The 26761-nt window shown below is 66.3% G+C and carries 21 protein-coding genes; 2 read left to right on the top strand and 19 right to left on the bottom strand.

The genetic code is table 11. The features are described 5' to 3' along the window. Window positions 1-156: 156 nt before the first annotated feature. From lpdA to ACZ6YI_RS16865, 15 genes are all read right to left on the bottom strand, one after another. Window positions 157-2013 (bottom strand): dihydrolipoyl dehydrogenase, encoded by a 1857-nt coding sequence (gene lpdA, locus ACZ6YI_RS16935; RefSeq protein ID WP_465779684.1) that lies wholly within the window; start codon window positions 2011-2013, stop codon window positions 157-159. A gap of 15 nt (window positions 2014-2028) precedes the next feature. After that, complete coding sequence (gene aceF, locus ACZ6YI_RS16930) at window positions 2029-3714, bottom strand: dihydrolipoyllysine-residue acetyltransferase (protein ID WP_465779683.1); 1686 nt, start codon at window positions 3712-3714, stop codon at window positions 2029-2031. Window positions 3715-4003: 289 nt separating this feature from the next. After that, the gene (locus tag ACZ6YI_RS16925) at window positions 4004-4849 is read right to left on the bottom strand and encodes a mechanosensitive ion channel family protein (RefSeq protein WP_465779682.1); all 846 of its coding nucleotides are present in this window, start codon (window positions 4847-4849) and stop codon (window positions 4004-4006) included. A gap of 205 nt (window positions 4850-5054) precedes the next feature. After that, window positions 5055-7376, bottom strand: coding sequence for a carboxy terminal-processing peptidase (locus ACZ6YI_RS16920; RefSeq protein ID WP_465779681.1), 2322 nt, complete (start codon window positions 7374-7376; stop codon window positions 5055-5057). A 25-nt stretch (window positions 7377-7401) separates the two neighbouring features. After that, window positions 7402-8403, bottom strand: coding sequence for a lipoyl synthase (gene lipA, locus ACZ6YI_RS16915; protein WP_440329810.1), 1002 nt, complete (start codon window positions 8401-8403; stop codon window positions 7402-7404). Between the two features lie 12 nt (window positions 8404-8415). Then, window positions 8416-9084, bottom strand: a complete 669-nt coding sequence (gene lipB, locus ACZ6YI_RS16910; RefSeq protein ID WP_440329812.1) for a lipoyl(octanoyl) transferase LipB — start codon at window positions 9082-9084, stop codon at window positions 8416-8418. A gap of 159 nt (window positions 9085-9243) precedes the next feature. Beyond that, window positions 9244-9534: a DUF493 family protein gene (locus ACZ6YI_RS16905; RefSeq protein ID WP_440329814.1), complete on the bottom strand. Its 291-nt coding sequence runs from the start codon at window positions 9532-9534 to the stop codon at window positions 9244-9246. Between the two features lie 11 nt (window positions 9535-9545). Further along, window positions 9546-10769: a D-alanyl-D-alanine carboxypeptidase family protein gene (locus ACZ6YI_RS16900; protein WP_465779680.1), complete on the bottom strand. Its 1224-nt coding sequence runs from the start codon at window positions 10767-10769 to the stop codon at window positions 9546-9548. Window positions 10770-10811: 42 nt separating this feature from the next. Next, on the bottom strand, window positions 10812-12146 hold the full coding sequence (locus ACZ6YI_RS16895; protein ID WP_465779679.1) for a septal ring lytic transglycosylase RlpA family protein: 1335 nt from the start codon (window positions 12144-12146) through the stop codon (window positions 10812-10814). 140 nt (window positions 12147-12286) lie between these two features. Further along, window positions 12287-13273 (bottom strand): lytic murein transglycosylase B, encoded by a 987-nt coding sequence (gene mltB / locus ACZ6YI_RS16890; RefSeq protein ID WP_465779678.1) that lies wholly within the window; start codon window positions 13271-13273, stop codon window positions 12287-12289. A 197-nt stretch (window positions 13274-13470) separates the two neighbouring features. Next, entirely contained in the window at window positions 13471-14562 is a 1092-nt protein-coding gene (rodA, locus tag ACZ6YI_RS16885) for a rod shape-determining protein RodA (protein ID WP_465779740.1), read from the bottom strand. 26 nt (window positions 14563-14588) lie between these two features. Continuing rightward, window positions 14589-16604 carry a penicillin-binding protein 2 gene (gene mrdA / locus ACZ6YI_RS16880; protein WP_440326639.1) on the bottom strand — a complete coding sequence of 672 codons (2016 nt, stop codon included), beginning with the start codon at window positions 16602-16604 and terminating at the stop codon, window positions 14589-14591. Further along, window positions 16601-17092 carry a rod shape-determining protein MreD gene (mreD, locus tag ACZ6YI_RS16875; RefSeq protein WP_465779677.1) on the bottom strand — a complete coding sequence of 164 codons (492 nt, stop codon included), beginning with the start codon at window positions 17090-17092 and terminating at the stop codon, window positions 16601-16603. The genes mrdA and mreD overlap by 4 nt, the downstream gene beginning before the upstream one ends. Continuing rightward, on the bottom strand, window positions 17089-18108 hold the full coding sequence (gene mreC, locus ACZ6YI_RS16870) for a rod shape-determining protein MreC (RefSeq protein ID WP_465779676.1): 1020 nt from the start codon (window positions 18106-18108) through the stop codon (window positions 17089-17091). The genes mreD and mreC overlap by 4 nt, the downstream gene beginning before the upstream one ends. 38 nt (window positions 18109-18146) lie before the next feature. Continuing rightward, window positions 18147-19193: a rod shape-determining protein gene (locus ACZ6YI_RS16865; RefSeq protein ID WP_045831253.1), complete on the bottom strand. Its 1047-nt coding sequence runs from the start codon at window positions 19191-19193 to the stop codon at window positions 18147-18149. A 339-nt stretch (window positions 19194-19532) separates the two neighbouring features. Between ACZ6YI_RS16865 and ACZ6YI_RS16860 the strand changes: the two genes are divergently transcribed. Further along, window positions 19533-20468 (top strand): carbohydrate kinase family protein, encoded by a 936-nt coding sequence (locus ACZ6YI_RS16860; protein WP_465779675.1) that lies wholly within the window; start codon window positions 19533-19535, stop codon window positions 20466-20468. Window positions 20469-20649: 181 nt separating this feature from the next. Further along, window positions 20650-21372: a hypothetical protein gene (locus tag ACZ6YI_RS16855; protein WP_465779674.1), complete on the top strand. Its 723-nt coding sequence runs from the start codon at window positions 20650-20652 to the stop codon at window positions 21370-21372. 115 nt (window positions 21373-21487) lie between these two features. Here ACZ6YI_RS16855 and glpK read toward each other — a convergent pair whose 3' ends face one another. From glpK to ACZ6YI_RS16835, 4 genes are all read right to left on the bottom strand, one after another. Then, window positions 21488-22990, bottom strand: a complete 1503-nt coding sequence (gene glpK / locus ACZ6YI_RS16850) for a glycerol kinase GlpK (protein WP_465779673.1) — start codon at window positions 22988-22990, stop codon at window positions 21488-21490. An 11-nt stretch (window positions 22991-23001) separates the two neighbouring features. Next, complete coding sequence (locus ACZ6YI_RS16845; protein ID WP_440324110.1) at window positions 23002-23841, bottom strand: MIP/aquaporin family protein; 840 nt, start codon at window positions 23839-23841, stop codon at window positions 23002-23004. A 42-nt stretch (window positions 23842-23883) separates the two neighbouring features. Beyond that, window positions 23884-25398 carry a glycerol-3-phosphate dehydrogenase gene (glpD, locus tag ACZ6YI_RS16840; protein ID WP_465779672.1) on the bottom strand — a complete coding sequence of 505 codons (1515 nt, stop codon included), beginning with the start codon at window positions 25396-25398 and terminating at the stop codon, window positions 23884-23886. Between the two features lie 359 nt (window positions 25399-25757). After that, window positions 25758-26531 (bottom strand): DeoR family transcriptional regulator, encoded by a 774-nt coding sequence (locus tag ACZ6YI_RS16835; protein WP_465779671.1) that lies wholly within the window; start codon window positions 26529-26531, stop codon window positions 25758-25760. Between the last annotated feature and the right edge of the window lie 230 nt (window positions 26532-26761).

Below are 26761 nucleotides of genomic sequence, written 5' to 3'. Positions count from 1 at the left end.
TCCTACGACGACCCCGAAAGACTCCCTGCGCCAGGCGGCGCAAGCCGCTAAAAGCATGCATTCGCGTCAGCGAATGAACCGATCAACAAACGCGAGGCCGAAGGCGAGCCAGGCTGGAAAAAAAAAGGGGGCCTGGTGGCCCCCTCGTGTATCGCTTTATTTCTTCTTCGGGATGTAAAGGTCGGTGATCGTGCCTTCGTACACCTCGGCGGCCATGCCGACGGATTCGCCGAGCGTGGGATGCGGGTGGACGGTGCGGCCGATGTCGCCGGCTTCGCAGCCCATTTCGATCGCGAGCGCCAGTTCGCTGATCAGATCGCCCGCGTGCGGGCCGACGATGCCGGCGCCGACGATGCGGTGGGTCTCTTCATCGAACAGCAGCTTCGTGAAGCCCTCGGTGCGGTCGATACCGATGGCACGGCCCGAAGCCGCCCACGGGAACTTGCCGACGCCGATCTTCAGGCCCTTCTCCTTCGCCTCGCGCTCGGTGATACCCACCCAGGCGATTTCCGGATCCGTGTAAGCCACCGACGGGATCACGCGTGCGTCGAAGAAGCTCTTCTGGCCCGCGGCGACTTCCGCAGCCACCTTCGCTTCGTGCGTGGCCTTGTGCGCCAGCATCGGCTGGCCCACGAGGTCGCCGATGGCGAAGATATGCGGCACGTTCGTGCGCATCTGGCGATCGACCGGGATGAAGCCGCGGTCGGTGACCTGCACGCCCGCCTTGTCGGCGCCGACCTTGCCACCGTTCGGCGAACGGCCGACGGAGACGAGGACGCGATCGTACAGCTTGGTTTCCGGGATGCTTTCGCCATCGAAGGTGACTTCGATGCCCTTCTTCGTGGCCTTCGCCTCGACGACCTTGGTCGTGAGGTGGATGCCCTTGTAGCGCTTGGCGATGCGCTGCTGCAGGGGCTTGATCAGGTCCGCGTCGGCACCCGGGATCAGCTGGTCGGCGAGTTCGACGACGGTGACTTCCGTGCCGAGGCCCGCGTAAACCGTGGCCATTTCCAGGCCGATGATGCCGCCGCCGACCACGAGCATGGTCTTCGGCACATCGCGCAGTTCAAGCGCGCCGGTGGAATCGATGATGCGCTCGTCATCCCACGGGAACGACGGCAGCTTCACCGACTGCGAGCCGGCGGCGATGATCGCGTTCTCGAAGCGAATGAGCTTCACGCCATCGGCGGTCTTCACTTCCAGCTCGTGCGGCGACACGAAGGTGCCGACGCCGGTGACGGTGCGGACCTTGCGGGCCTTCGCCATCTGGGCGAGACCGCCGGTGAGCTTGCCGACGACCTTTTCCTTGAACGAGCGCAGCTTGTCCAGGTCGATCTTCGGCTTGCCGAAGCTGATGCCGTGCGCTTCGATCGCGGCGGCTTCATCGATGACGGCCGCGGCGTGCAGCAGCGCCTTCGACGGGATGCAACCGACGTTGAGGCAGACGCCGCCGAGCGATGCATAGCGTTCGACGAGGACGGTATCGAGGCCGACGTCCGCGCCGCGGAACGCAGCGGTGTAGCCGCCCGGGCCGGAGCCGAGGACGACGAGCTGGCACTCGATGTCGGCCTTGCGGCCGGATTCGGCGGCGGCCTTCGGCGCAGCACCGGTGTTGCCGGGAGCGGCGGCCGGGTGCGCGGGCGATTCGGACACGGTGCTGCCCTGGGCAGCAGCCTTCGCCGGCGCCGGCTTTTCAGCCGAAGCGGCAGGCGCGGGTGCCGGCGCTGCGGCAGGCTTCGCGTCGGCCGCCGGCTTGGCGGCAGCAGCACCGTCAGCCGCTTCGACGGTCAGGATCACCGTGCCATCGTTGACGATATCGCCAACCTTGACCTTGATCTCGACGACCTTGCCAGCCTGCGAGGCGGGCACGTCCATCGTGGCCTTGTCGGATTCGAGCGTGATGAGGCTCTGGTCCTTTTCGACGGTGTCGCCGGCCTTCACGAGGATCTCGATGACCGGCACATCGTGCGAGCCGCCGAGGTCGGGCACCTTCAGTTCAATGGTGTTTGCCATGTGCGTGCGCCCCCGTCAGAGCAGCAGGCGACGGATGTCGCCAAGCTGCTGGGCCAGGTACACGGCGAAGCGCGCGGCCAGCGCGCCGTCGATGACGCGGTGGTCGTACGACAGCGACAGCGGCAGCATGAGGCGCGGCGCGAATTCCTTGCCGTTCCACACCGGCTTCATCGCCGCCTTGGAGACGCCGAGGATCGCCACTTCCGGTGCGTTGATGATCGGCGTGAACGCCGTGCCACCAATGCCGCCGAGCGAGGAGATGGAGAAGCAGCCGCCCTGCATGTCGGCAGCGGTGAGCTTCTTGTCACGCGCCTTCTTCGAGATCTCGCCGAGTTCAGCGGCGAGCTCGAGCAGGCCCTTCTTGTCGGCGTCGCGGATGACCGGGACGACGAGGCCATCCGGCGTATCCACGGCGATACCGACGTTGTAGTACTTCTTCAGCGTCAGCGTTTCGCCGGCGGCATCGAGCGAGGCGTTGAAGGTCGGGAACTTCTTCAGCGCGGCGACGACAGCCTTGATCTGGAAGACCAGCGGGGTGACCTTGAGGTCCTTGTTCTCTTCGCCGAGCTTCTTGCGGAAGGCTTCCATCTCGGTGATGTCGGCGTCTTCGAACTGGGTGACGTGCGGGATGACCGCCCAGTTACGCGCGAGGTTGGCAGCCGAGATCTTCGGGATGCGGCCCAGCGGCTTCTCTTCGATTTCGCCGAACTTCGAGAAGTCGACCTTGGGCCACGGCAGCAGCGAGAGGCCGGTGCCACCTGCGGCGCCACCGGCGGCGGCCGGAGCCGCGCCCGAGGTCATCACGTTCTTGACGTAACCGGTGATGTCTTCGCGCTGGATACGGCCGCTGCGGCCGCTGCCCTTGACCTGGGCCACGTCGACGCCGAGCTCGCGTGCGAACGCGCGGACGGCCGGGCTGGCGTAGGGGGCGTTCTCCGGCATGATCACCGAGGCGTCGAACGACACCGGCGGGGTGCGCGGGGCGCCACCGGCCGGGACTTCCGACTTCGAAGGCGCCGGCGCGGCGGCAGCGGCGGGTGCCGGCGCAGGCGCAGGTGCCGGGGCAGCAGCGGCCGGGGCCGGCGCCGGGGCGGCTTCGCCACCCTCGCCTTCCATGATGGCGATGAGGTCGCCGTCGTTCACTTCATCGCCGACCTTGACCTTCAGCTCCTTGATGAGGCCCGCGGCCGGGGCCGGGATGTCCATCGTGGCCTTGTCGGATTCCAGGGTCATGAGGCTCTGGTCCTTCTCGACCTTGTCGCCGACCTTGACCATGACCTCGATGATGGGCACCGGCTTGCCGCCGATGTCCGGGACATTCACGTTGACCGGGCCGGAGGCCTTGGAGGCCGACGGCGCGGCAGCCTTGGCGGCGGCCGGGGCCGGAGCCGGGGCGGCAGCAGCGGGTGCCGGGGCGGGCGCGGCGGCCGCCGGGGCCGGGGCCGGAGCGGCCGGGACATCGCCCGCGGCTTCGACCAGGGCGATCACGTCGTTGTCGTTGACCTCGTCACCGACCTTGACCTTGATTTCCTTGATGACGCCGGCGAACGGCGCCGGGACTTCCATGGTGGCCTTGTCGGACTCCAGCGTGACCAGGCTCTGGTCTTTTTCGACGGTGTCGCCGACCTTGACCATGATTTCGATGATGGGCACCGGCTTGCCACCGATATCGGGCACGCGGGCTTCTTTGACGTCGGCCATGGAACCTCCTCAAAAACAGCGATGAAGGGCGGACGAACCCTCCAACGGGGGAATGTCGGGCGCCGTGGTGCGGCGCAACCGGTCGATTGTAATCCCTCGGGAGGAGATTCCCACGATTCAAACGGTTGTTTGGGGCGATTTCTGTTGTGCGGGGCGGTAATGGGAGCCCAATCGCGCGCAAGCGCGCTCCCACAGGGGGGCGCGATGCCGCCTTTGTGGGAGTGAGCTTGCGAACGATGGGCCGCGGAAGAGCCTCGTTCGCAAGCTCACTCCCACAAGAGCCGCCCGATCAGCTGGCCGGCTTGGGCTCCTCGGCCGGCAGGAGCCGGATATCCGTGCTCGACGACGGGATCGTGATGCCCGCCCCGCCGAACTGGTCCTTGATGTCCATCAGCAGCTTGGTCTGGGCGCCGTACATGTCGGCCACGGTGCACCAGCCACGGATCACCAGGGTGACGTTCGAGGCGCCGAGGCTGTCGGTCCAGACGCCCGGGGCCGGGTCCTTCATGATCCGCGGGTCGGCGTCGAGGAGCCCGCGGATGATGTCCATGGCCTTGCTGATATCGTCGCTGTAGGCGATGCCCACCTTGATCTCGAACCGCCGGGTGCCGCGGCGGTTGAAGTTGATGATGGCGTCGCCGCCGACCTTGGCGTTGGGCACCACGGCCTCGCGGTTGTCAGGGGTGATGACGTAGGTGTGCATCAGGTTGATGCTCTCCACGGTGCCCTCGACCCCGCCGATCAGCACGTAATCGCCGATGCGGTATGGGCGGAACAGGATCAGCAGCACACCCCAGGCGAGGTTCGACAGCGAGCTGTTGAGCGCCAGGCCGATGGCCAGGCCGGCGGCACCGAGCGCGGCGATGAACGAGGCCGTCGGGATCCCGGCCATGCCCATGACCTGGACGATGACGAAGGCGATCAGCAGGCCGTAGATGGCGTTGCGCAGGAACCCGGCCAGGGTGTCGTCGACGCGGGCGCGCTCGAGGGCGCGTTTGCCGACGTTGGCGACCCGGGCGGCGATCCAGAACCCGATGAGCAGCGCGACGAGCGCGATGCCGATGCGGATGCACCAGCCGATGATGACCAGCCGCGTGGCGTGGTCGATGCCGAGGTGATCGAGGAAGTCGAGCATGCGAGGCCTGCCTTTCCGAAGCGAAGAATCGCGGGGGAGGCTAGCAACGAAACCGTGAAGACCCGGTTTCAAACGCCCTGTTCTTGTGGGAGCGCACTTGCGCGCGATGGGATTGCGGCAAGACCCATCGCGCGCAAGCGCGCTCCCACAAGAGCCTTTACGCAACCGCATAAAAGAGAAGGCCCCGCTGAGGGGGCCTTCTGCATCACTTCGGTGTGTTGGGCTCGGGCTTGGTGGCCTGGGCTGTCTGCGGCGGGGTGTCGATCTTCTTGCCGCCGTAGGGGAGCACTTCGGAGGCGACCTTCGCATCGCCCTTGATGAGCGCCACCTCGTCGCTGACGATGTGGGCGGCTTCATCGAGCGGGGTGTCCTTCGCCTTCTTCGCGTCGGCTTCCTGCTTCAGGTCGCTCTTGATGCTGCGCTCGTTGGCATTGAGGCCGTCGTCGCCGGTGTTCTGGTCATCGACATCCGCGTTGCCGTCGCCGCCGAAGATCGCCTTGCGGCGGTTGCGGAAATCGGCCTGCGTGGCGTCGAACTGCTTGCGTTCAGCCTGGCGGGCGGCGAAGTTCAGCGAGATGTCGGTCTTGTCGCGCAGCTGCTTGTACTGCGCCAGTTCGTCGAGCATCAGCTTCCACGCCGGCGAGGTCGCGACGCGTGCCTGGTGCTTCTGGTTGAGCGGACCGATGATCGGCTTGAGATCGGCGACCGGCTTGTAATCGGCCGGATCGATGTGCCGCCACGGCAGCGCATTGTCATAGGTGGACTCGCCGAATTCCTTGGCATCGCCGTTCTGCGGGAACTGCACGTCCGGCGTGACGCCATGCAGCTGCGTGCTGTCGCCGTTGATGCGGATGAATTCGGCGATGGTCATCTTGAGCTCGCCGTACTTCGCATCTTCGCCGGTCTGCGCCTTGCCGAAGCGGTCGAGGTCGACCAGGTTCTGCACGGTGCCCTTGCCGAAGGTCGGCTCGCCGATGATCAGGCCGCGGCCGTAATCCTGGATGGCGGCCGCGAAAATCTCGGACGCCGACGCGGAGCCACGGTTGACCATGACGGCCATCGGGCCATCCCACGACATGCCCGGCTGGTCGTCGCCCTGGGCTTCGACCTGGCCGCGCGCATCGCGCACCTGCACGACCGGGCCGGTATCGATGAACAGGCCGGTGAGTTCGGTGGCTTCGTTGAGCGAACCACCGCCGTTGTTGCGCAGGTCCATGATGACGCCTTCGACCTTCTGCGCCTTCAGCTCGGTGAGCAGCTTGGACACATCGCGCGTGGCGCTCTTGAAGTTGGCATCGCCGTTACGGCGGGCGCCGAAATCCTGGTAGAAGGTCGGCAGTTCGATCACGCCGATCTTGCGCGTGACGTCGCCATCCTTCACGTCGATGACCTTCGACTTGGCGGCCTGCTCTTCCATCGTGACCTTCTTGCGTACAAGGGTCACGATGTCGTGCTTGCCATCCACGCCGGCATCGCCGGGCAGGACTTCGATGCGGACGGTGGTGTCCTTCTTGCCGCGGATGAGCTTGACCACGTCATCCTGGCGCCAGCCCACCACGTCGACCATCGGGCCGGTTTCGCCCTGGCCGATGGCCACGATGCGGTCGCCCGGCTTGAGCTTGCCCGACTTCATGGCCGGGCCGCCCGGGACGAGCTCGCGGATGGTCGTGTAATCGTCGCGTGCCTGCAGCACCGCGCCGATACCTTCCAGCGACAGGCGCATGGCGATATCGAACGCATCCGCCGCGCGGGGGCCGAGGTAATCGGTGTGCGGGTCGGTGGAGTTGGCGTAGGCGGTCATGAACGCCTGGGTGGCGTCCTCGTCATCGAGCTGGCGAACGCGGCCGTTGTAGGTCGCGTAGCGCTTGTCGAGCGTCTTGCGGATGTCGTCGTCGCTCTTGCCGGCCAGCTTCAGGCGCAGCCAGTCGTTCATGGTGCGCTTGCGCCACACCTCGTCGAGCTCGGCCTGGTTCTTCGGGACCGGGGCCTTCTTGCGATCGAAGTTGAAGGTCTCGTTGCCGCTGAAGTCGAAACCCTTCTTCAGCAGGCCGCGCGCGTAGTTCATGCGATCGACGGCGCGCGTGATGTACAGGTTGAACACCGAGAACGGGCCGCTGAGGTCCTGGTTCCAGATGGCATCGTCGAACTGCGTCTTCAGCGGTTCGAACTTGGCCATGTCTTCCTGGGTGAAGAAGACCTTCTCGCTATCGAGGTCGTCGAAGTAGGCCTTGAAGATCTTGGCCGACATGGCGTCGTCGAGCGGCTGTGCCTGGTAGTGGAAACGGGTGAGGAAGCGCGCGGAAAGCTGCGCGGCCTGCGTTTCCGCCGAGGTCGGCTTCAGCGGGAGGGTGGATTCCTTGCGCTGCGGCTCCGGCGAGGTCGCCGCCTCCGAAGCATCCTTCGGTTGCGGCGCCGCGCTCTTCGCCGGCGGTGTCGCGCCAGGCTGCTGTGGGGCGGCATTCTGGGCGTACGCCCCTGTGGCGGTAAGGGCCAGCAGGAGGGCGAGCGACACGGGGCGAAGGGTCATGTAAAGCCTCGGAGTGCTTAAGCGTTTATTCGACGACGCCGGCGGCGTGGGCCATCAGGTCGGCATGGTAGGAGGATCGCACCAACGGGCCGGAAGCGACATGGCCGAAGCCCATCTCTTCACCGGCGACGCGGAGCGCCTCGTATTCTTCCGGCGTCCAGTAGCGGACCACCGGGTGGTGGTGCGCCGTCGGCTGCAGGTACTGGCCGATGGTGATCATGTCGACGTCATGGGCGCGTAGATCGCGCATGGTTTCGAGCACCTGCTCCATCGTCTCGCCCAGGCCCAGCATGATGCCGGACTTGGTCGGAACATCCGGATGCTGCGCCTTGAAGCGCTTGAGCAGGTCGAGCGACCACTGGTAATCGGCACCGGGGCGCACTTCGCGGTAAAGGTGCGGCACGGTTTCCAAATTGTGGTTGAAGACATCCGGCGGGAAATCCTTCAGGACCTCCAGCGCGCGCTCCATGCGGCCCTTGCCGCGGAAATCGGGCGTCAGGATCTCGATCTTGATATCCGGGCTGGCGTGGCGCACCGCACGGATGCAGGCGGCGAAGTGTTCGGCGCCGCCGTCGCGCAGGTCATCGCGATCCACCGAGGTGATCACGACGTACTTCAGGCGCATGTCGCGGATGGTCTCGGCCAGGCGTGCCGGCTCGAGCGGATCCGGCGCCAGCGGGCGGCCATGGGCCACGTCGCAGAACGAGCAGCGGCGGGTGCAGACCTCGCCGAGGATCATGAACGTGGCGGTGCCCTTGCTGAAGCACTCGTGGATGTTCGGGCAGGAGGCTTCCTCGCACACGGTGACCAGCGAGTTTTCACGCAGGCGCGCCTTGAGCTGCTGCACGGCGTTGCCCTGGGGCAGGCGCACGCGGATCCAGCTCGGCTTGCGCAGCGTAGGCGCATCCGTATCGAAAGCCGCGCGGTTCAGCGCGATCTTGTCGTTACCGAGCATCTTCTCGCCGGGCTTGTCGACGACGGCGATGGGGATGCTGCGGGCGGGGGATGTGGGGACGGTTTGGCTCATTTGGCTACGACCTCAGACCGCAACGCGGGCGGGGAGTTCGGGGATGACGGGTTCAGAGGGGACTTCGTGGAACCCGAACTGCTTGCAGAATTCCTGCACCAGGACGTCTTCCACGTCTGACAACCGCGACGGACCGCCCAAGTCTACCACCTGGGTGACCTCCAAACCCTTGTAACCGCAAGGATTGATGCGGTGGAAGGGCTCCAGGTCCATGTCCACGTTGAAGGCCAGGCCGTGGAAGCTGCAGCCGCGGCGGACGCGCAGCCCGAGGGCGGCGACCTTGGCGTCGGCGGTGTAGACGCCGGGGGCGCCTTCACGCCGGGCGGCGCCGATATTCCACTCGCCGAGGGTATCGATGATGGCCTGCTCGATCTTGCAGACCATCTCGCGGACGCCCACGCCCACCCGGCGCAGGTCCATCAACGGGTAGGCCACGATCTGGCCCGGGCCGTGGTAGGTCACCTGGCCGCCGCGATCGACGCGGACCACGGGGATATCGCCCGCGAACAGCACGTGCTCGTCCAGGCCCGCCTGCCCCAGCGTGAACACCGGGTCGTGCTCCAGCAGCCACAGCTCATCGGCGGTGTCTTCGGTGCGGTTATCCGTGAAGGCGCTCATGGCCTTCCAGGCGGTTTCGTAGGGCACGCGCCCCAGCCGGCGTACGTTGAGGGGGAGGGTCATGGTGCTTTCAGGGGGAGACGGGGATGTCGGGGTATCTGCGGGTTGGACGCCTACGATACAAGAGAAGCTGAACGGACTGTGGGAGCGCGCTTGCGCGCGATGGGGCTTGCGGCAGCCACCCATCGCGCGCAAGCGCGCTCCCACAAGAGCTTTGCCGCCTTACAGCGTGAAGCGGATATCCGCGTCGGCGCGGAGGGCCTCGTGGGCCTCCATGTACTTCTCACGGGTCTGTGCGACGAAGCTGACCGCGACCGACTCGTAGTTGCCGGCGGGGGTGAGCTTGGAGGTCACGGTCTCGTGGAGCACTTCCAGGCCGATGTTGTGCAGGATCTGCGGGACGCGGGCCTTCAGGTCCACGCCCGCGTTGCCGATGGCGGTGATCTCGAACTGGCCGGGGAACTGGAAGCCCTTGCCCTCGGCCTTCGCCTGGGTGAAGTCGATCTCTTTCATCGGCGCTCTCCTTACTTCTTGGCGCTGTCGTCGCTATGGAACCACAGCATGATGGTGTCCCACAGGCGCGAGAAGAACCCGCCTTCCGGGGCATCGTTCAGGGCCACGAGCGGCACCGTGGTGACCGGCTGGCCATCGAGCGTGACGCGCAGCGTGCCCACCTGCTGGCCCTTCTTGAACGGGGCGATCAGGGTGTTCGGGATGTCCAGGTCGGCCTTGAGCTTGTCGTAGTCGCCGCGCTTGACCGAGATCATGACGTTCTCGGTGGTGCCCAGCGGCAGGGTGTTCTCGGCGCCCTTCCACAGCTTGGGCGTGGCGAGGGCCTTGTTGGCGTCGTACAGCTTGTGGCTTTCGTAGAAGCGGAAACCGTAGTTCAGCAGGGAGAGCGCGGCATCGGCGCGGCCCTTCTCGCTGCTCGCGCCCATCACGATCGCGATCATGCGCGCATCGCCCTGCTTCGCCGAGGCGGCAAGGCAGTAGCCGGCGGCGGCGGTGTGGCCGGTCTTGATGCCGTCGACGGTGTTATCGCGCCACAGGAGCAGGTTGCGGTTGTGCTGCTTGATGCCGTTCCACTCGAACTCCTTCACGGCCGAGATCGCGTAATCCTCGGGGAAATCGTGGATAAGCGCGCGCGACAGGATCGCGATGTCGTGGGCCGTGGTGAAGTGGTTGGCGACCGGGTAGCCCGACGCGTTCTCGAAGTTCGAGTGCACCATGCCGATCTGCTTGGCGTAGGCGTTCATCAGGTTGGCGAACGCCGGCTCGGAGCCCGCGGTGTGCTCGGCCAGCGCGATGGCGGCATCGTTACCCGACTGGATGATCATGCCGTACAGCAGGTCCTTCAGCGGCACCTGGCTGTTGAGCTTGAGGAAGCTGGTGGAGCCGTCGGTGCTGGCACCGCCGCCACGCCATGCGTTCTCGCTGATCGTGACCGGGTCGGTCATGTGGATCTTGCCGTTGGCCACTTCCGCGGACACGACGTAATCGGTCATGACCTTGGTGATCGAGGCCGGCTCGACCTGCATGTCCGGATCCTTCGACGCGATGATCTGCCCGGTGTTGTAGTCCATCAGCACCCAGCTCTTGCCTTCCACATCCGGCGGCGGCGGCACGGGGGCCTCGGGCACGACGGGGCGCGGCACCACCGGGCGCGGCGGCGTCTGCTGCGCCACGGACACGCCGGCGACGAGCGCGGCGGCGGCGAAAGCGAACAGGGAGCGGGGCAAAAGCTTCATCGTTTCAGCGGTCCAGTCAAAAACAAGCGGGAAAAAAGGGGCTCAGTCTACCGCGACCGAGGGCCTGGGCAGGCCCATGCCGGCAATCTGGTCGGTCACTTTGTCAGCGGTATCCACATCGGCCAGCGGGCCCACCCGTACGCGACGGACGTTGCGGCCGCCCAGGCTGGTCTCGATGACACTGACAGGGCCAAGGCCCGCGCGGTTCAACTGATCGGCCACGCGGTTGGCGTTGGCCACATCGGAGAACGCGCCGACCTGGAGGTAGATGCTGGGTTTGCCGGGCACGGCGGCGGGGCTCGAGGGCGCTGCGGCAGGGCTTGCCGGCGCGGACGCGGCGCTGGCCGACACCGCGCCGGGCTCACTGGCTACTGGCGGCCTGGCGGCGGGAATCGTTTTGCCTACCGGGGCCGGGATAGCCGACGACGGGGCACGCGTGGCGACGGGGCCCGCGACGGCCGGCGAAGGGCCACGCATGGCGGTGGGAGCGCCAGCAGGCGACGTGGCCGGCCGGGCACCCTGCCCGCTCGCGCCCGGCGGCAAGGCGTCGGCCACCGAGGCGTCGGTCATGCCCGGCACGGGGCCGGCGTCCTCAGGGTTGCCAACGGCGACCGGCGTGGCCGTGGTGCTGTTCGGTGCCGGGCGCGGGGCCGCGGCCAGGGCGGCCCCGGTAGCCACGGCCGCAGGCGTCGCCACCGTACGCGCCGCCGGTGCCGGCGTGCTCCCGTAGGAACGCGCGGGCGGTGGCGGGGCCGTCACCGGTGCAGGTTTCGGCGTGGTCTGCACGAACGGCGGCGCGGCGACCGACGACGGATCACCCGGGTCGATCGCGCGCACTTCGACGAGGCCGGTGCCGCTCGGCCACACGCCGATCTTCACGGCGGCGGCGAACGAGAGATCGATGATGCGGTTCTCATGGAACGGCCCGCGATCGTTGATGCGCACGATCACGCTCTTGCCGTTCTGCAGGTTGGTGACACGCGCGTAGCTCGGCAGCGGCAGCGTCTTGTGCGCCGCGCTGAACTGGTACATGTCGTATTCCTCGAGGTTCGAGGTCTTGTAGCCGTGGAACTTGTTCCCGTAGAACGAGGCGATGCCGCGCTCCACGTAGCCCTTGGGCGTGGGCAGCACGTTGTAGGTCTGGCCGAGCACCGAGTACGGCGACTTGTTGCCGTAGAGCGAGCGCGGTTCGTTCTTCGGCACCGGCTCCGGGATCTTGCTGAAGTCCGGCATCTCGGTGGGAACGCTGTCGTTCTTGCTGCCGTAGCGCGAACCCTGCGAGCGGCTGATGTCGTCGTAAGGCCGGCCGGAACCGCCGCCGCGCTTGCCACCCGAGGGCGAGCGCGTGTTGTGGCCGCCACCGCAGGCGGAGAGCACCAGGGCGACGATGAGAACCGCAACCCACCGAACGACCTGTGGGAGCGCGCTTGCGCGCGATGGGTGCTTGCGACAAGACCCATCGCGCGCAAGCGCGCTCCCACATGAGCTGATTCCCACCGCCCCCACGGTGCCCGTGTTCATCGCCCGCCGGGTCCCTTCACGCGCGCGCGGATTTCCCGTGCGAGCTGGTCGACGGCGAGGGCGTACATGGGGCTGCGGTTGTAGGTGGTGATCACGTAGAAGTTCTGGAACGTGAACCAGTATTCGTCACCCGCCGGGCCATCGAGACGCAGCAGCTGCGCGTCGCGGCCTGGATCCAGGTGCTGCACCGGTGCGAAGCCGGTGGCGACGAAGGATTCCACCGGCGCGACCGGACGCCAGTCCTTCGGGACCGCCGGCGCCTGCGCACGGCGATCCGGCTGGGCGCGCGCGGCGACCGGGCCGCCGGTCTGCCAGCCGTGTTCCTTGAAGTAGTTCGCGACGCTGGCAAAGATGTCGCCCATCGAACCCTTCATGTCGATGCGGCCATCGCCGTCGTAATCCACGCCCCAGTCGCGGATGGAGCTGGGCATGAACTGGCCCCAGCCCTGCGCGCCGGCATACGAGCCGGTGAGCGTATCCAGCGGGCCGCCCAGGTGGTTCGACGGCAGTTCCAGCAGCACCTTCAGCTGCTCGCGGAAGAACGGCGCACGCTTGGGGTAGTAGAAGGCCAGCGTGGTCAGCGCATCGAGCACCTTGTACTTGCCGGTGTTGCGGCCGTAGAAGGTCTCCACGCCGACGATCGCCACGATGTATTCGGCCGGCACGCCGTATTTGCGGCTGATCCCGTCGAGCAGTGCTTCGTGCGTGCGGTAGAAGTCGGCGCCGGCGCTGATCCGCTCCTCGGTGAGGAAGATCGGCCGGTAGGCGCTCCACGGCTTGCCCTCGGCCGGGCGGTTCATCGCATCGATGATGCTTTGCTGCATCTTCGCCCCGTTGAGCAGCTTGTTCAGCGCCCAGGGGCTCTTGCCGGTGTCCTTCGCCACCTCGCGCACCAGCGCGGCCTGGCCGGGGTGGGTTTCCACCGGGGCAGTGGCGGCAGTGGCCGCGCCAAACGCAAGCAGCAGGGGAAGCAGAAGAGCCATCACCCCCCACTTGTGGGAGTGAGCTTGCGAGCGACGCTCTTTGCGAAGAGCCATCGTTCGCAAGCTCACTCCCACGGGGAGGTGCTGTACGTGTCGTGCGGGTCGTGCGCGGTGCGCAGGCAGAGCATCATCCATGAGCCGAAGCGTAACACGCGAAAGTGGCGCATCCCGGGCTGGCTCGGGCGCGTGTTCAGCCATCAATCGTGGAGTTTTCGATTGGCGTGGATCGACATGAGCACGCCGAAGCCCGTCAGCAACGACACCGCAGACGTGCCACCGTAGCTCACCAGCGGCATCGGCACGCCGACCACCGGCAGGATGCCCGCGACCATGCCGCCATTGACCGCGACGTATACGAAAAAACTCATACCAATCGCACCGGCCAGGAGACGCGAGTAGGTATCGCGCGCATTCATCGCGATCCACAGGCAGCGGCCGATGATGAACGCGTAGAGCAGCATGATGGCGATGACGCCGACCAGGCCGAACTCCTCGGAGAACACCGCGAAGATGAAGTCGGTGGTGTGCTCGGGCAGGAAATCGAGGCGCGACTGGGTGCCGTGCTGCCAGCCCTTGCCGAACACGCCGCCGGAGCCCACGGCGATCTTCGACTGGATGATGTGCCACCCATTGCCGAGCGGGTCCGATTCCGGATCCAGCAGGGTGCGCACGCGGTTGCGCTGGTATTCGTGGAGGAACTGCCAGGCCACTGGAATGGCCGCGCCCGCGCCGCCGACCAGCAGGCCGATGCGCCACCAGGCCATGCCCGAGAGGAACAGGGCGAAGGCGCCCGCGCCAGCGACCAGCAGCGCCGTACCGAGGTCAGGCTGCTCCGCGATCAGGCCGGCCGGCACGGCGATCAGCAGGCCGACCACGATGATGTCCTTCCAGCCCGGCGGCAGCTGCCGCGGATGCAGGTACCAGGCCACCATCATCGGCATGGTGAGCTTCAGCAGCTCCGAGGGCTGGAAGCGCATGAAACCGAGATCGAGCCAGCGATAGGCACCCCTGCCCTCGCCCAGCGCGGCCACCACGAACAGCAGCGCGGTGCTGCCGGCATAGAGCCACGGCGTCCAGGAACGGAGCACCGGCGGCGGGATGCGCGAGATGACCAGCAGCAGCACGCCACCGAGCACGAAGCGCGCGGCCTGCCCACCCACCAGCGAATAGTTGCCGCCACCCGCGCTGTACAGCGTGGTGAGGCCCGCGCCGGCGAGCAGCAGCAGCGCCAGCAGCAGCGGCAGGTCGAGCCGCGGCCGCGTCAGGAGACGCAGGCCGAAGCGCTTCATGCGGACGGTGAGTTGCTCGAGCACGGTTACTGGTCCTCACCGTTGTCATCGGGCGGCAGTTCGCTGCTGGTCGGCGGCGCAGGCGCGGCGCCCTGCACCGAATCCGAAGCGGCCGGTGCGTCTTCCAGCGGCGCGTCGGAGGTCGCGACCGGGCCCGGCGGCATCTCGGACGGACGCGGGCCACCTTCATCCACCACCCACTGGTCGAGGATCTTGCGCGCGATGGGGCCGGAATCCTCCGCACCCCATGCGCCGGCCTCGAGCACCACGGCCACGGCGATCTTCGGATCTTCCGCCGGCGTGTACGCGATGAACAGCGCGCGGTGGCGGCTGGCGAGGTAGGCCTTGTTCTTGTTGGTGTCGTAGGCATCGGATTTGCGCGAGAAGCGCTCGGCCGTGCCGCTCTTGCCCGCGATGATGTACGGGAACCCGAACGGGAGCTTCTTACCGGTACCCCTGCCCGAGTTGATCACTGCGACCATGCCTTCGTTCACCGTATCCCAGTCCGCCGGCTTCTTGATGATCGACGGGCCGGTCGGCGGGAAGGCTTGCCGCACGCGCGGGCTGTCGACGCCATCCTGCGTATCGAGCAGCAGGTGCGGCGCGTACGGCACGCCGCGCCCCGCGAACGTGGCGACGGCGTGGGCCAGCTGGATCGGCGTGACCGCCCAGTAGCCCTGGCCGATGCCCGCAATGATGGTTTCGCCCGGGAACCAACCGGATTTGCTACGCCCGGCCTTCCATTCACGCGACGGCAGGACACCCTCCACTTCGCCCACGAGGTCGATGCCGGTCTTCTGGCCGAAGCTGAACTTCGACATCCAGGACGACAGGCGGTCGATGCCCATGTCCAGCGCGAGCCGGTAGAAGTACGTATTCGTCGAAAGCTCGATGGCGTGGACCATGTTCACCGTGCCGTCGCCGCCGCGCTTGTCGTCGCGATAGCAGCGGCTCTGCCCCGGGATACAGAACTCACCGGTCGACAGCACCGTATCCGATGGCTTGCGAATACCCAGGGCAAGGCCACCCAGCGCCAGGAACGGCTTCACCGTCGAGCCCGGCGGGTACACGCCGCGCAGCGCGCGGTTGTACAGCGGCTTGTCGGGGTCGGTGGTCAGCGCCTTGTAGTCGACCGAGCTGATGCCGTTGACGAACAGGTTGGGGTCGTAGTTCGGCACGCTGGCGAAGGCCAGCACCTGGCCGTTGCGCGGATCGATGGCAATGGCTGCGCCCGCGCGGTCGCCCATCGCCTGCAGCGCGGCCTTCTGCAGGCGCACGTCGATGCTGAGGTAGATGTTCTTGCCCGGCGTCGGCGGCGTGGTGTCGAGCACGGCCTGGGTGCGTCCATCCGCGTTCACTTCGACCAGCTCGTAGCCCGGCGCGCCGTGTAGCAGCTTTTCGTAAGAACGTTCGATGCCGATGCGGCCGATGTGCGTGGTGCCCTTGTAGCTGGCCTCTTCCTCGTCATCCATGCGATCGAGATCGTCGGCATCGATGCGGCTGACGTAGCCGATGACGTGCGCGAGCTCGGGGCCCATGGTGTAGCGGCGGGTGAGGTACGGGACCACGTCCACGCCGGGGAAACGCCAGCGGTTCACGGCGAAGCGGCCGATCTCGTCCTCGGTGAGCTTGAGCTTCAGCGGCACGCCTTCGAACCGGCGGCTCTGCTTCACCTGCTTCTTGAACACGCTGATGTCGTCATCGCTGAGCGGCACGACCGCGCCCAGCTCACCGAGCATCTTGTCCATGTCGCCGACCTGCTCGGGAGTCACTTCCAGGCGGAAGGCCGGCACGTTGTCGGCGAGCAGCACGCCGTTGCGGTCGTAGATGAGCCCACGCGCCGGCGGGATCGCGCGCGGCTTGATCCGGTTCTGCTCGCTGCGGGCCGCGAATTCATCGTGGTGGTAGACCTGCAGGTACACGTAGCGCGTGCACACCGCGATCAGGCCGAGCAGGATCAGGGCAAAGCCGGCCAGTGCGCGGCGGCGGAACAACGCCACCTCACCACGCATTTCCTTGATGGAGGCGCGCCGCCGGCTCATGCCTCGTGGATGCGCAGGCGTGCGCGCAGGTCATCGAGGATCAGGAACAGGAACGGCCACAGCGCCGCGCCCACGAACGGCGAGATCCAGAAATCCGCCGGCGGCAGCGGATCGCCACCGAGCACGCGGACGAGCAGCAGGAGCACGCGGTCGTTGAGCAGGAAGCCCAGCACGGCCAGGGTCTGCTGCCACATGGGGAAGAAGCGCAGGCGCGAGCGGAAGCGCAGCGCTATGAACACCATGGCGGTGAGGCGCAGGGCGTGCTCGCCGAGCAGCATGCCATCGAACAGGTCGGCGCCGACGCCCAGGCAGAAGGCCAGGCCCAGGGTCACGCGATCACCGGACTGCAGGCACCAGTACAGCAGCACCAGCGCGGGCCAGTACGGCTTGTAGGGCGTGAGCGGGCCGGGCAGCGGGATCAGCATCAGCACGAGCGAGAGCAGCAGCGTGGCGGCGAACCAGAGCTGGCGGACGCGGGTCTTGTTCATGGCGTCGTCCCCGTGGCGCTGCTGGAAGCGCGCGCAGGGGCGCCGCTGGCGGTGGGCGCGGTCACCTTCGGCAGCGTCGGGTTGGGCGCGGGCGCGGCCGGCGGTGCGTTCGGATCCGGGGCCATGTCGGCCGGCGGGCCGGCGTTCGGGGCGAGTTCGGGCGGCCCGGCGGGTTCGGCCAGGTCGTGGAGCAGGAGCACGTCTTCGCTGCGGTCGAGGTCCGCCGCTGGCATGGCGTTGGCCGAGAGGAAGGTGCCGGAGGCGGTCTGCTGCACGTCGCGGATGGTGCCGACCGGGAAACCGGTGGGGAAACGCCCGCCCAGGCCCGAAGTGACCAGCTTGTCGCCGGCCTGCACATCGGCCGAGACCGGGATGTTCGGCAGCGTGAGCATGTCGCCGCCGCGCGAGCCGTAGGCGACGGTACGCAGGCCCGTGCGCTCGATGGTCACCGGGATGGCGTGGTTCGGATCGGTGATGAGCATGGCGACGGAGGTGGTAGGCATCACTTCGATGACCTGGCCCATGACCCCGCGCGCATCGATGACCACCTGCCCCACCTTCACCTGGTCGCGGGCGCCGACGTTCAGCACGATGCGATGACGGAACGCGCCGAGGTCCACGCCGATCAGGCGCGCGAGCTGCACGTTGAGGGAGAGGCTGTGCTGGGTATCCAGCAGTTCCTTCAGGCGCTGGTTCTGCTCGGCGACGGAGGCCATGCGGTTGAGCTTGGCGTTGGCGAGCAGCAGGTCCTCGCGCAGGCGCTGGTTGGCCTCGGTGAGGCGCTGGCGATCGGCGAAAGCCACCGTCGCCGCCTGGAAGCCCTGCGACGGCAGGCCGGCGATGCGATACACCGGCTCCACCAGGATCGACAGCCCATAGCGGACATTGGCCAGCCAGCCGCCGCGATGGTCCAGGACCATCAGCACGCAGGCGAGCGCGAGGTAAACGATAAGCCGCAGGGTGCCCGCCACGCCGGGCGAGAACAGCGGCGACTTATCGTCGCGATTAAGGGCCATGGATTAGCGCGCCCAGGCCGACGCGGCGCGCGCGTCCATCATTCGAAAGCGAAGAAGTCGCTGCCGTGCTGGTCGATCATCTCGAGGGCCTTGCCGCCGCCGCGGGCCACGCAGGTGAGCGGGTCGTCGGCCACGGCCACGTGCAGGCCGGTTTCCTCGGAGATGAGGCGATCCAGGTCGCGCAGCAGGGCGCCACCACCGGTGAGCACGATGCCGCGCTCGGCCACGTCGGAGCAGAGCTCCGGCGGGGTCTGCTCGAGGGCCGCCTTCACCGCCGCCACGATGCCCGAGAGCGGCTCGTGGAGGGCTTCGAGCACCTCGTTGGAGTTGATCGTGAACATGCGCGGCACGCCCTCGGCGAGGTTACGGCCGGAGATCTCGATCTCGCGGACTTCGCTCTGCGGGAAGGCGCAACCGATTTCCAGCTTGATCCGCTCGGCGGTGGATTCACCGATGAGGGTGCCGTGGTTGCGGCGCACGTAGTTGATGATGGCCTCGTCGAAGCGATCGCCGCCCACGCGGACCGACTGCGAGTAGACGATGCCGTTGAGCGAGATGACGGCCACCTCGGAGGTGCCGCCGCCGATATCGAGGACCATGGAGCCACGGGCCTCGTGCACCGGGATGCCGGCGCCGATCGCGGCGGCCATCGGCTCTTCGATCAGGAAGACGTCGCGGGCACCGGCGCCTTCGGCCGATTCCTTGATGGCGCGGCGCTCGACCTGCGTCGAGCCGCAGGGCACGCAGACCAGCACGCGCGGGCTCGGACGCAGCATGCGCGAGCGGTGCACCTGCTTGATGAAATGCTGGAGCATCGCCTCGGTCATGGTGAAGTCGGCAATGACGCCGTCCTTCATGGGGCGCACCGTGGCGATATTGCCCGGGGTACGGCCGAGCATGCGCTTGGCATCGCCACCCACCGCGGCAACCGCGCGCGGGCCGCCCGGACCACGGTCCTGGCGGATGGCGACGACCGACGGCTCGTTCAGGACGATGCCCTGCCCACGCACATAAATGAGCGTATTGGCCGTGCCGAGATCGATGGAGATGTCGTTCGAAAAGAGACCGCGGAACTTCTTAAACATGATGCGGCAGGCGCCCGATAGCCGGAAAAAGTAAGCACGGGAGTCTAGATTGCGACCCCTTGGGGCGCAAGGGCGGAGAAGTTAAGAAAGCCTTGTAAGTCTGAATGATAAGAGCGGATGCTGTACCGATCCCGTAAATCTGTACGCAAATAGGGAGTCGCGCCGGGAGGGGGTTTTTGGGTACTATCCGCCGGTTTGCCGGGACTCTCCCCCGGACCGGATTCCACACCTGTGGGAGCGCGCTTGCGCGCGATGCTCCTGAGGGTGCCGAGAAGTCCGAGGCTAAGGGCATCGCGCGCAAGCGCGCTCCTACATTTACTTATTTGGGTTGCTTACACGATGACTGCCGTAATCTGCGGATCGCTTGCCTATGACACCATCATGGTGTTCCAGGACCAGTTCAAGAACCACATCATTCCCGATCAGGTGCATATCCTGAACGTGTCGTTCCTGGTTCCGGCGATGCGCCGCGAGTTCGGCGGCTGCGCCGGCAACATCGCGTACAACCTCAAGCTGCTCGGCGGCGAGCCGATGCCGGTCGCTACCGTCGGCCAGGATTTCGCACCGTACCGCGCGCACATGGAAAAGCACGGCATCCGCCTCGACGGCGTGCGCCAGTACGACGACATGTTCACCCCGCAGTGCTTCATCACGACCGACCTGGATAACAACCAGATCACGGCGTTCCACCCGGGTGCCATGTCGAACGCGCACGACAACCACGTGCGCGATATCCCGGATTACCAGTTCGGTATCGTTGCGCCGGATGGCCGCGAAGCCATGCTGCAGCACGTGGATGAGTTCGCTGCGCGCGGCGTGCCTTTCATCTTCGATCCGGGCCAGGCGATGCCGCTGTTCAATGGCGATGAGTTCCGCGCCATGATCGAGAAGGCCACCTACGTCATCGTCAACGACTACGAGTCGCAGCTGCTGCAGCAGCGCACCGGTTGGGATGCGGCAACCATCGCTTCGAAGGTGAAGGCGTACATCGTCACCGTCGGCCCGCGCGGTTCGATCATCCACGCAGGCGGTGAAACCATCACCATCCCGCCGGCACGCGAGCGCCAGGTCGTCGACCCGACCGGCTGCGGCGATGCGTATCGCGCCGGCCTGATCTTCGGCATCATGAAGGGCTACGACTGGCCGACCGTCGGCCGCATGGCATCGCTGATGGGCGCGCTGAAAGTCGAGCACCCGGGCACGCAGAACCAGTACTTCACGTACGAGCAGTTCGCCACGGAGTTCAAGGACCAGTTCGGTTACGAACTCGCCTAAAAGGCCTTGAAAAAGGGGGCGGCGCAGCAATGCGCCGCCCCCTTTTTTGTTTTATGTGGGAGCGCGCCTGCGCGCGATTCCAGGCGCGACATCGCAGTTTCTTGCGCCCCTATTCCACCCACCCAACCGAGCGCTAGACTCACCCCGGGGAATGGACCACCACACCAGGGGAAAAATATTTATGCACCGTTTGCCGCTTGTGCTCGGCCTGCTCTTTGTCGTGCCCGCTATCCACGCCGAAAGCGTCGACGCGCCGCACCTCAGGGCCGGCGATGCGTGGACGTATCGTGTTACCACCGAGAAGGGCCAGCAGTTCGAGCGACACGACATCGACAGCAAGGTGGAGCGGATCAGCGATACCGCCATGTACATCGACATGGCGCCCACCGGGGCGACCACGCCGCCGACTGAAGAGCTCGTCGGAACGGACTGGAGCCATTCGCGCGAGACGGGCGGCAAGCCGGTGGTAGTCGAGAAGCCTTTCACCTTCCCGCTGAAGGAAGGCAAGTCGTGGGACGTGACCTACTCCGCGAACAACCCGAACCCGATGTACTCGACCGAAACCTGGACGGCGCACTACGTGGTCGTCGGCTGGGAAGACATCGAAGTGCCCGCGGGCAAGTTCCACGCGCTAAAAGTGGAAGCCGAAGGAACGTGGAGTGGCATGACGACCGGCATGAGTTCGTCGAGCAACCGCTCCGTCGGCACGGCGGGGAACGGAGCGACGAGCACGCTTAGCGTGGCGCAGCCGCCGCACCAGGCCTCTGGCCGGATCTACCGCGCTTACTGGTACGTGCCGTCGGCGAAGCGCGCGGTGAAGTCGGTGATCGAAGAGTATTCGTCGAAGGGCGTGCGTGGTTATCGCCAGACGACCGAGATGGAAACGGTGAAGGTTTCGGCCTGACGCCGACCAACTTGTGGGACCAGCTTGTGGGACCCACTTGTGGGAGCGCGCTTGCGCGCGATGGGGGCTCTCGCACTACCCATCGCGCGCAAGCGCGCTCCCACAACAGCGGCGTTTAGTTGCGGGGTTTGAAGCCCATCGTCGCGTTGACCGCCTGCTTCCAGCCTTCGTACAGGTCGTCGCGGGTTTCCTTCGTCATCGACGGCTTGAACTCGTGGTCGACGGCCCAGCGTTTGGCGATGTCTTCCTTGCTCTTCCAGAAGCCGACAGCCAGGCCCGCAAGGTAGGCGGCGCCTTGTGCGGTGGTTTCCTGCACCTTCGGACGGAGTAGCGTGACGTCGAGGATGTCGGCCTGGAACTGCGCCATGAAGTCGTTGGCGATGGCGCCACCGTCGGCGCGCAGCTCCTTCAGCTCGATGCCCGAGTCACTCTGCATCGCCTCGAGCACGTCGCGCGTCTGGTAGGCCATGGATTCGAGGGCCGCACGGATGAACTGTTCCTTCGTGGTGCCGCGGCTCAGGCCGAACACCGCGCCGCGCACGTCGCTCTTCCAATACGGTGCACCGAGGCCGACGAATGCCGGCACGAAGTACACGCCATCGGTGTCCTTCGCGCGTTCCGCATACTGCTGTGAGTCGGAGGCCTTGCCGAGCATGCGCAGGCCATCACGCAGCCACTGGATGACGGAACCCGCGACGAAGATGCTGCCTTCGAGCGCGTATTCGACCTTGCCGTCGAGACCCCACGCGATGGTGGTGAGCAGGCCATTCTTCGATGGCACTGCTTTCTCGCCGGTGTTCATCAGCATGAAGCAGCCGGTGCCGTAGGTGTTCTTCGCGAGGCCGGGTTCGAAACAGGCCTGGCCGAACAGCGCCGCCTGCTGGTCGCCGGCGATGCCGGCGATAGGCACTTCGCGTCCGAAGAAATGCTTTGCAAGCGTGTTGCCGTACACCTCGCTGGACGACTTCACCTCCGACAGCATCGCACGCGGAATGTTGAGCATCTTCAGCAGCTCATCATCCCATTCGCGCTTGTAGATGTTGTAGATAAGCGTGCGCGAGGCGTTGGTGTAGTCGGTGACGTGGACCTTGCCGCCGGTGAGGTTCCAGATGACCCAGGTATCGATGGTGCCGAACAGCAGTTCGCCCTTCTCCGCGCGTTCCTGGGCGCCTTCGACATGGTCGAGGATCCAGCGGACCTTGGTGCCGGCGAAGTAAGCATCGATCAGCAGGCCGGTCTTCTCCCGGACCATCTGGTCGTAGCCGTCTTTCTTCAGCTGCTCGCAGATGTCCGCGGTCTGCCGGGACTGCCACACGATGGCGTTGTAGATCGGCTGGCCCGTGGCCTTGTCCCACACCACTGCGGTTTCGCGCTGGTTGGTGATGCCGATGCCTTCGATGCAGGACGCATCGATACCGGAGCTGCTGATGACTTCGGTCATCGTCGAGAGCACGCTGGTCATGATCTCGCGCGGGTTGTGCTCCACCCAGCCCGGCTGCGGGAAGATCTGCGGGAACTCACGCTGCGCGGTGCCGGCGATGTTGCCGTCGTGATCGAACAGGATGGTGCGCGAGCTGGTCGTGCCCTGGTCGATCGCCAGGATGTATTTCTTGTCCATGGCAGGCCTCGTTAACGGTTGGGGTTGGATGCGTTGCGACCAGCCGCCTGGCGCGCTTCTTCAAGCGCACGCTGGCGGGCCGGCAGGAAGGGATGGATGAGCAGCTGGTACGCGCCACCGCCGATGACACCGCCGATCAGCGGGCCGACGATCGGCACCCACCAGTAGTTGTCCGGCGACGGCAGGGCCGAGGAACCCCAGCCGGCGAAGTAGGCGAACAGGCGCGGGCCGAAGTCACGGGCGGGGTTGATCGCCCAGGCTTCGAGGTAGCCCATGGACGCGCCGATGGTGGCGACCAGCAGGCCGATGATCAGCGCGCCGCTGTTGGCGCCGGGCGCGGTCTCGTTGTACTGCTCGGTGATGGCGAAGATGCCGAACAGCAGGAACGCGGTCAGGATGATCTGATCCGAGAGCGCGTGCATCGGCGTGACGGCCAGGCCCGGGTGGGTGAAGAACACGCCCGCGGCACCGCCTGCTTCGCGCGTCAGGTTATGCGTTTCGTTGAAATGGTCGATGACGGGCCCGAACAGGGCGTAGACGATCGCGGCACCCAGGAAGGCGCCGATGACCTGGGCGACCCAGTACGGCACCACCTTCTTCCACGAGAAGTCGCGGAACAGCGCCAAGGCCAGCGTGACCGCGGGATTGGCGTGCGTCCCGGACACCGAGGCGGTGGCGTAGATGGCGATGGTGACGGCAAGGCCCCACGCGATACACACGCCCCAGTAGGCATTGAGGTAGGGACTCGGATCGTAGAGCACGTACATGCATGCCACGGAGTCGCCGAACGCGATGATGATGAACATCGCGACCGCTTCTGATATGAGTTCGCCAATCTGTTGCCGCATGATCCGTCTCTCCATCGGTTTCATGGTGGGTGTGGCGCGGGGGCGCTACGGGGTGGTCGAATTCCCTTTCGGGACGCGTTTTTCCAGGTATTCGCTAAGCCGACGCACATCGTCCGGCCCGACGCGCAGGCCGATCTTGCTACGCCGCCAGAGGATGTCCTCGGCCTCGGTCGCCCACTCGTGGCGGACCAGGTAATCAACTTCGGCCTGGTAGAGGTCCGAGCCGAAGTGCGTACCCAGCGCCTCGATGCCGTTGGCCTCGCCGAGGAGGTCGCGTGCACGGGTGCCGTACATGTGGGTAAGGCGCCAGGCGAAGGTTTCCGGCAGCCACGGGCGGGTAGCGCGCAGGTCATCCGTCAACGCATCGATGTCGCGTTCACCACCGCCGGGGAGCGGCCGCGCATCCGCGGTCCACGCCGGCGTGTCGTTGCCGAGCAACGGTGCCAGCTTGTCGATCGCTTCTTCGGATAGCTTGCGGAACGTGGTGAGCTTGCCGCCGAACACGTTGAGCAAGGGTGCGCCGCCGGTCTGGTCGATGTCGAGCAGATAGTCACGCGTGACCTCGGAGGCGCTGCCCGCTTCATCCTGCAGGAGGGGACGCACACCGCTGTAGCTCCAGACCACATCCTTCGGGGTGAGCTGCTTCTTGAAGTAACGGTTCACCGCTTCGCACAGGTACTGGGTTTCTTCCGCATCGATGGTGGGGTGCGAGGGATCCGCCTTGTACTCGATATCGGTGGTGCCGATCAGCGTGAAATCGCGCTCGTAGGGGATGGCGAAGACGATGCGCCGATCGGGCTGCTGGAAGATGTAGGCGTAGCGGTGGTCGTAGATCTTCGGCACCACGATGTGGCTGCCCTTGATCAGGCGCAGCGTGTGGCTGTGTTTCACATGGGCCACTTCATCCAGGAAGCTGGCGGCCCACGGGCCCGCGGCGTTGACGAGTGCACGCGAGCGCACGAAGTGGTGGGTACCGTCGCGCTTCTCGAGCTCGGCGATCCAGCCATCGCCGTCGCGCCGGGCGCTGATGCACTTCGTATGCGTTTCGATCTTCGCACCGCGGTGGACGGCATCCATGGCGTTCAGTACCACGAGGCGGGCGTCCTGCACCCAGGCATCGGAGTAGACGAAACCCTGTGTGAATTCCGGGCGCATGGGCTCGCCCGTGACGTGCTTGCCGAAGCGCACGCGACGCGAGCCCGGCAGGGTGCGCCGGCCGCGGCCGAGGTGGTCGTAGAGGAACAGCCCGATGCGGATCATCCACGCGGGGCGCAGGTGGGGCTGGTGGGGAAGGACGAAGCGGAGTGGCCAGATGATATGTGGCGCCGCCCTCAGCAGCACCTCGCGCTCGGCCAGCGCCTTGCCGACGAGGGCAAATTCGAACTGCTCGAGATAGCGCAGCCCACCGTGGATCAGCTTGGTCGCGGCGCTGGAGGTGTGCGAGGCCAGGTCGTCCCGTTCGCACAGCCAGACACTCAGCCCGCGGCCTACCGCGTCGCGCGCGATACCCACGCCGTTGACGCCACCACCGATAACCAGGACATCGACCTGCTCGACCATCACACGCTCCGCTTAGCTTGGGGGCGAGCGAGCCGGGGTGGGTACCCTGCGTTCGGGTACGTTCGTTTTTACGAAATCTCGCGCAATGGTTGCGCAATTACGAACATTTCACACCACGGGCCATCACTCGCCTGCGTCAAAGGAGCATATTCGAACATAAACGAACATCGCACGCTGCACTGCAGCGAGAACGCCCGCCGCTCCGCCGGGCAGCGTACCGTGCGGGAGCGGGTGGGAGCTTGCGCGGAGTAACCCTTGCGGGCTGTTGTGTGGGAGCGGGGGTGGGCGCGGTGGGGGGGGGGGGGGGCCCCCCCACCCCCCCCCCCCCCCCCCCCCCCCCCGCTCCCACAAGGGCCAGGTCAGCCGGCGATGTGCAGCTGGGTGCCGGCGGTTTCCAGGACGGGTACGAGCTCTTCGGGTGGGGCCTTGTCGGTGAACCAGGCGTCCACGCGGGAGAAGTCGCCGAGGCGGACCATGGCGTTGCGGCCGATCTTGGTGTGGTCGGCGCCGAGGAAGACCTGACGCGAGTGCTCGATGATGGTCTGGGCGACGCGGACTTCGTGGAAGTCGAAATCGAGCAGGGTGCCGTCGAGCTCGATGCCCGAGATACCGATGATGCCGTAGTCGACCTTGAACTGCCGGATCAGCTCGATCGTGGCCTCACCCGTCACGCCATGATCCCGGCCACGCACGACGCCGCCGGCGACGATCACCTCGAAGGTGGGGTTGTCGCTGAGCAGGATGGCGATGTTGAGGTTGTTGGTGATGATGCGCAGGTCGCGGTGCTCGAGCAGCGCGCGCCCCACCCCTTCGTTGGTCGTGCCCAGGTTGATGAAGAGCGAAGATCCATCGGGGATGTGCCGCGCGATCGCGTGGGCGATACGGTCCTTCTCCGCGGCCTGCAGGGTTTGTCGGGCCGAGTAGGCAACGTTCTCGACACTGCTGGGCGCGCTTACGCCGCCGTGGTAGCGGCGGATGAGGCCGCCATCGGCGAGGAAGTTGAGGTCGCGGCGAATGGTCTGCGGGGCCACGTCGAAATGCGTGGCCAGCTCTTCGACACCAACGAAACCTTCGCGCTGCACGATCGCGATGAGTTCTTCCTGGCGTCGGTTGAGGCGTAGATCCGTGTTCATGGGCGTAAGAGTAGCCCATTGTGTTTGTGGGAGCGCGCTTGCGCGCGATGGCTTGTGTCGCGAGCACCCATCGCGCGCAAGCGCGCTCCCACAGGGCTTTCGGCAAATTTCAGGCAAGAAAAAACCCGGTCTCAGATGAGACCGGGTTTTTGGGATAAAGCCCCTGGCGGTGACCTACTCTTGCATGGCTTGAGCCACACTACCATCGGCGCATGCGCGTTTCACTTCTG

The organism is Luteibacter sp. NPDC104163 (genome assembly GCF_055584245.1).
The sequence above is the reverse complement of the archived record's forward strand: the minus strand, read 5'-3'. Positions and strand labels throughout refer to the sequence as shown.

Coding starts and splice junctions, on each gene's coding strand:
- lpdA (WP_465779684.1), bottom strand. CDS start 2,013: ATGGCAAACACCATTGAACTGAAGGTGCCCGACCTCGGCGGCTCGCAC.
- aceF (WP_465779683.1), bottom strand. CDS start 3,714: ATGGCCGACGTCAAAGAAGCCCGCGTGCCCGATATCGGTGGCAAGCCG.
- ACZ6YI_RS16925 (WP_465779682.1), bottom strand. CDS start 4,849: ATGCTCGACTTCCTCGATCACCTCGGCATCGACCACGCCACGCGGCTG.
- ACZ6YI_RS16920 (WP_465779681.1), bottom strand. CDS start 7,376: ATGACCCTTCGCCCCGTGTCGCTCGCCCTCCTGCTGGCCCTTACCGCC.
- lipA (WP_440329810.1), bottom strand. CDS start 8,403: ATGAGCCAAACCGTCCCCACATCCCCCGCCCGCAGCATCCCCATCGCC.
- lipB (WP_440329812.1), bottom strand. CDS start 9,084: ATGACCCTCCCCCTCAACGTACGCCGGCTGGGGCGCGTGCCCTACGAA.
- ACZ6YI_RS16905 (WP_440329814.1), bottom strand. CDS start 9,534: ATGAAAGAGATCGACTTCACCCAGGCGAAGGCCGAGGGCAAGGGCTTC.
- ACZ6YI_RS16900 (WP_465779680.1), bottom strand. CDS start 10,769: ATGAAGCTTTTGCCCCGCTCCCTGTTCGCTTTCGCCGCCGCCGCGCTC.
- mltB (WP_465779678.1), bottom strand. CDS start 13,273: ATGGCTCTTCTGCTTCCCCTGCTGCTTGCGTTTGGCGCGGCCACTGCC.
- rodA (WP_465779740.1), bottom strand. CDS start 14,562: ATGAAGCGCTTCGGCCTGCGTCTCCTGACGCGGCCGCGGCTCGACCTG.
- mrdA (WP_440326639.1), bottom strand. CDS start 16,604: ATGAGCCGGCGGCGCGCCTCCATCAAGGAAATGCGTGGTGAGGTGGCG.
- mreD (WP_465779677.1), bottom strand. CDS start 17,092: ATGAACAAGACCCGCGTCCGCCAGCTCTGGTTCGCCGCCACGCTGCTG.
- mreC (WP_465779676.1), bottom strand. CDS start 18,108: ATGGCCCTTAATCGCGACGATAAGTCGCCGCTGTTCTCGCCCGGCGTG.
- ACZ6YI_RS16865 (WP_045831253.1), bottom strand. CDS start 19,193: ATGTTTAAGAAGTTCCGCGGTCTCTTTTCGAACGACATCTCCATCGAT.
- ACZ6YI_RS16860 (WP_465779675.1), top strand. CDS start 19,533: ATGACTGCCGTAATCTGCGGATCGCTTGCCTATGACACCATCATGGTG.
- ACZ6YI_RS16855 (WP_465779674.1), top strand. CDS start 20,650: ATGCACCGTTTGCCGCTTGTGCTCGGCCTGCTCTTTGTCGTGCCCGCT.
- glpK (WP_465779673.1), bottom strand. CDS start 22,990: ATGGACAAGAAATACATCCTGGCGATCGACCAGGGCACGACCAGCTCG.
- glpD (WP_465779672.1), bottom strand. CDS start 25,398: ATGGTCGAGCAGGTCGATGTCCTGGTTATCGGTGGTGGCGTCAACGGC.
- ACZ6YI_RS16835 (WP_465779671.1), bottom strand. CDS start 26,531: ATGAACACGGATCTACGCCTCAACCGACGCCAGGAAGAACTCATCGCG.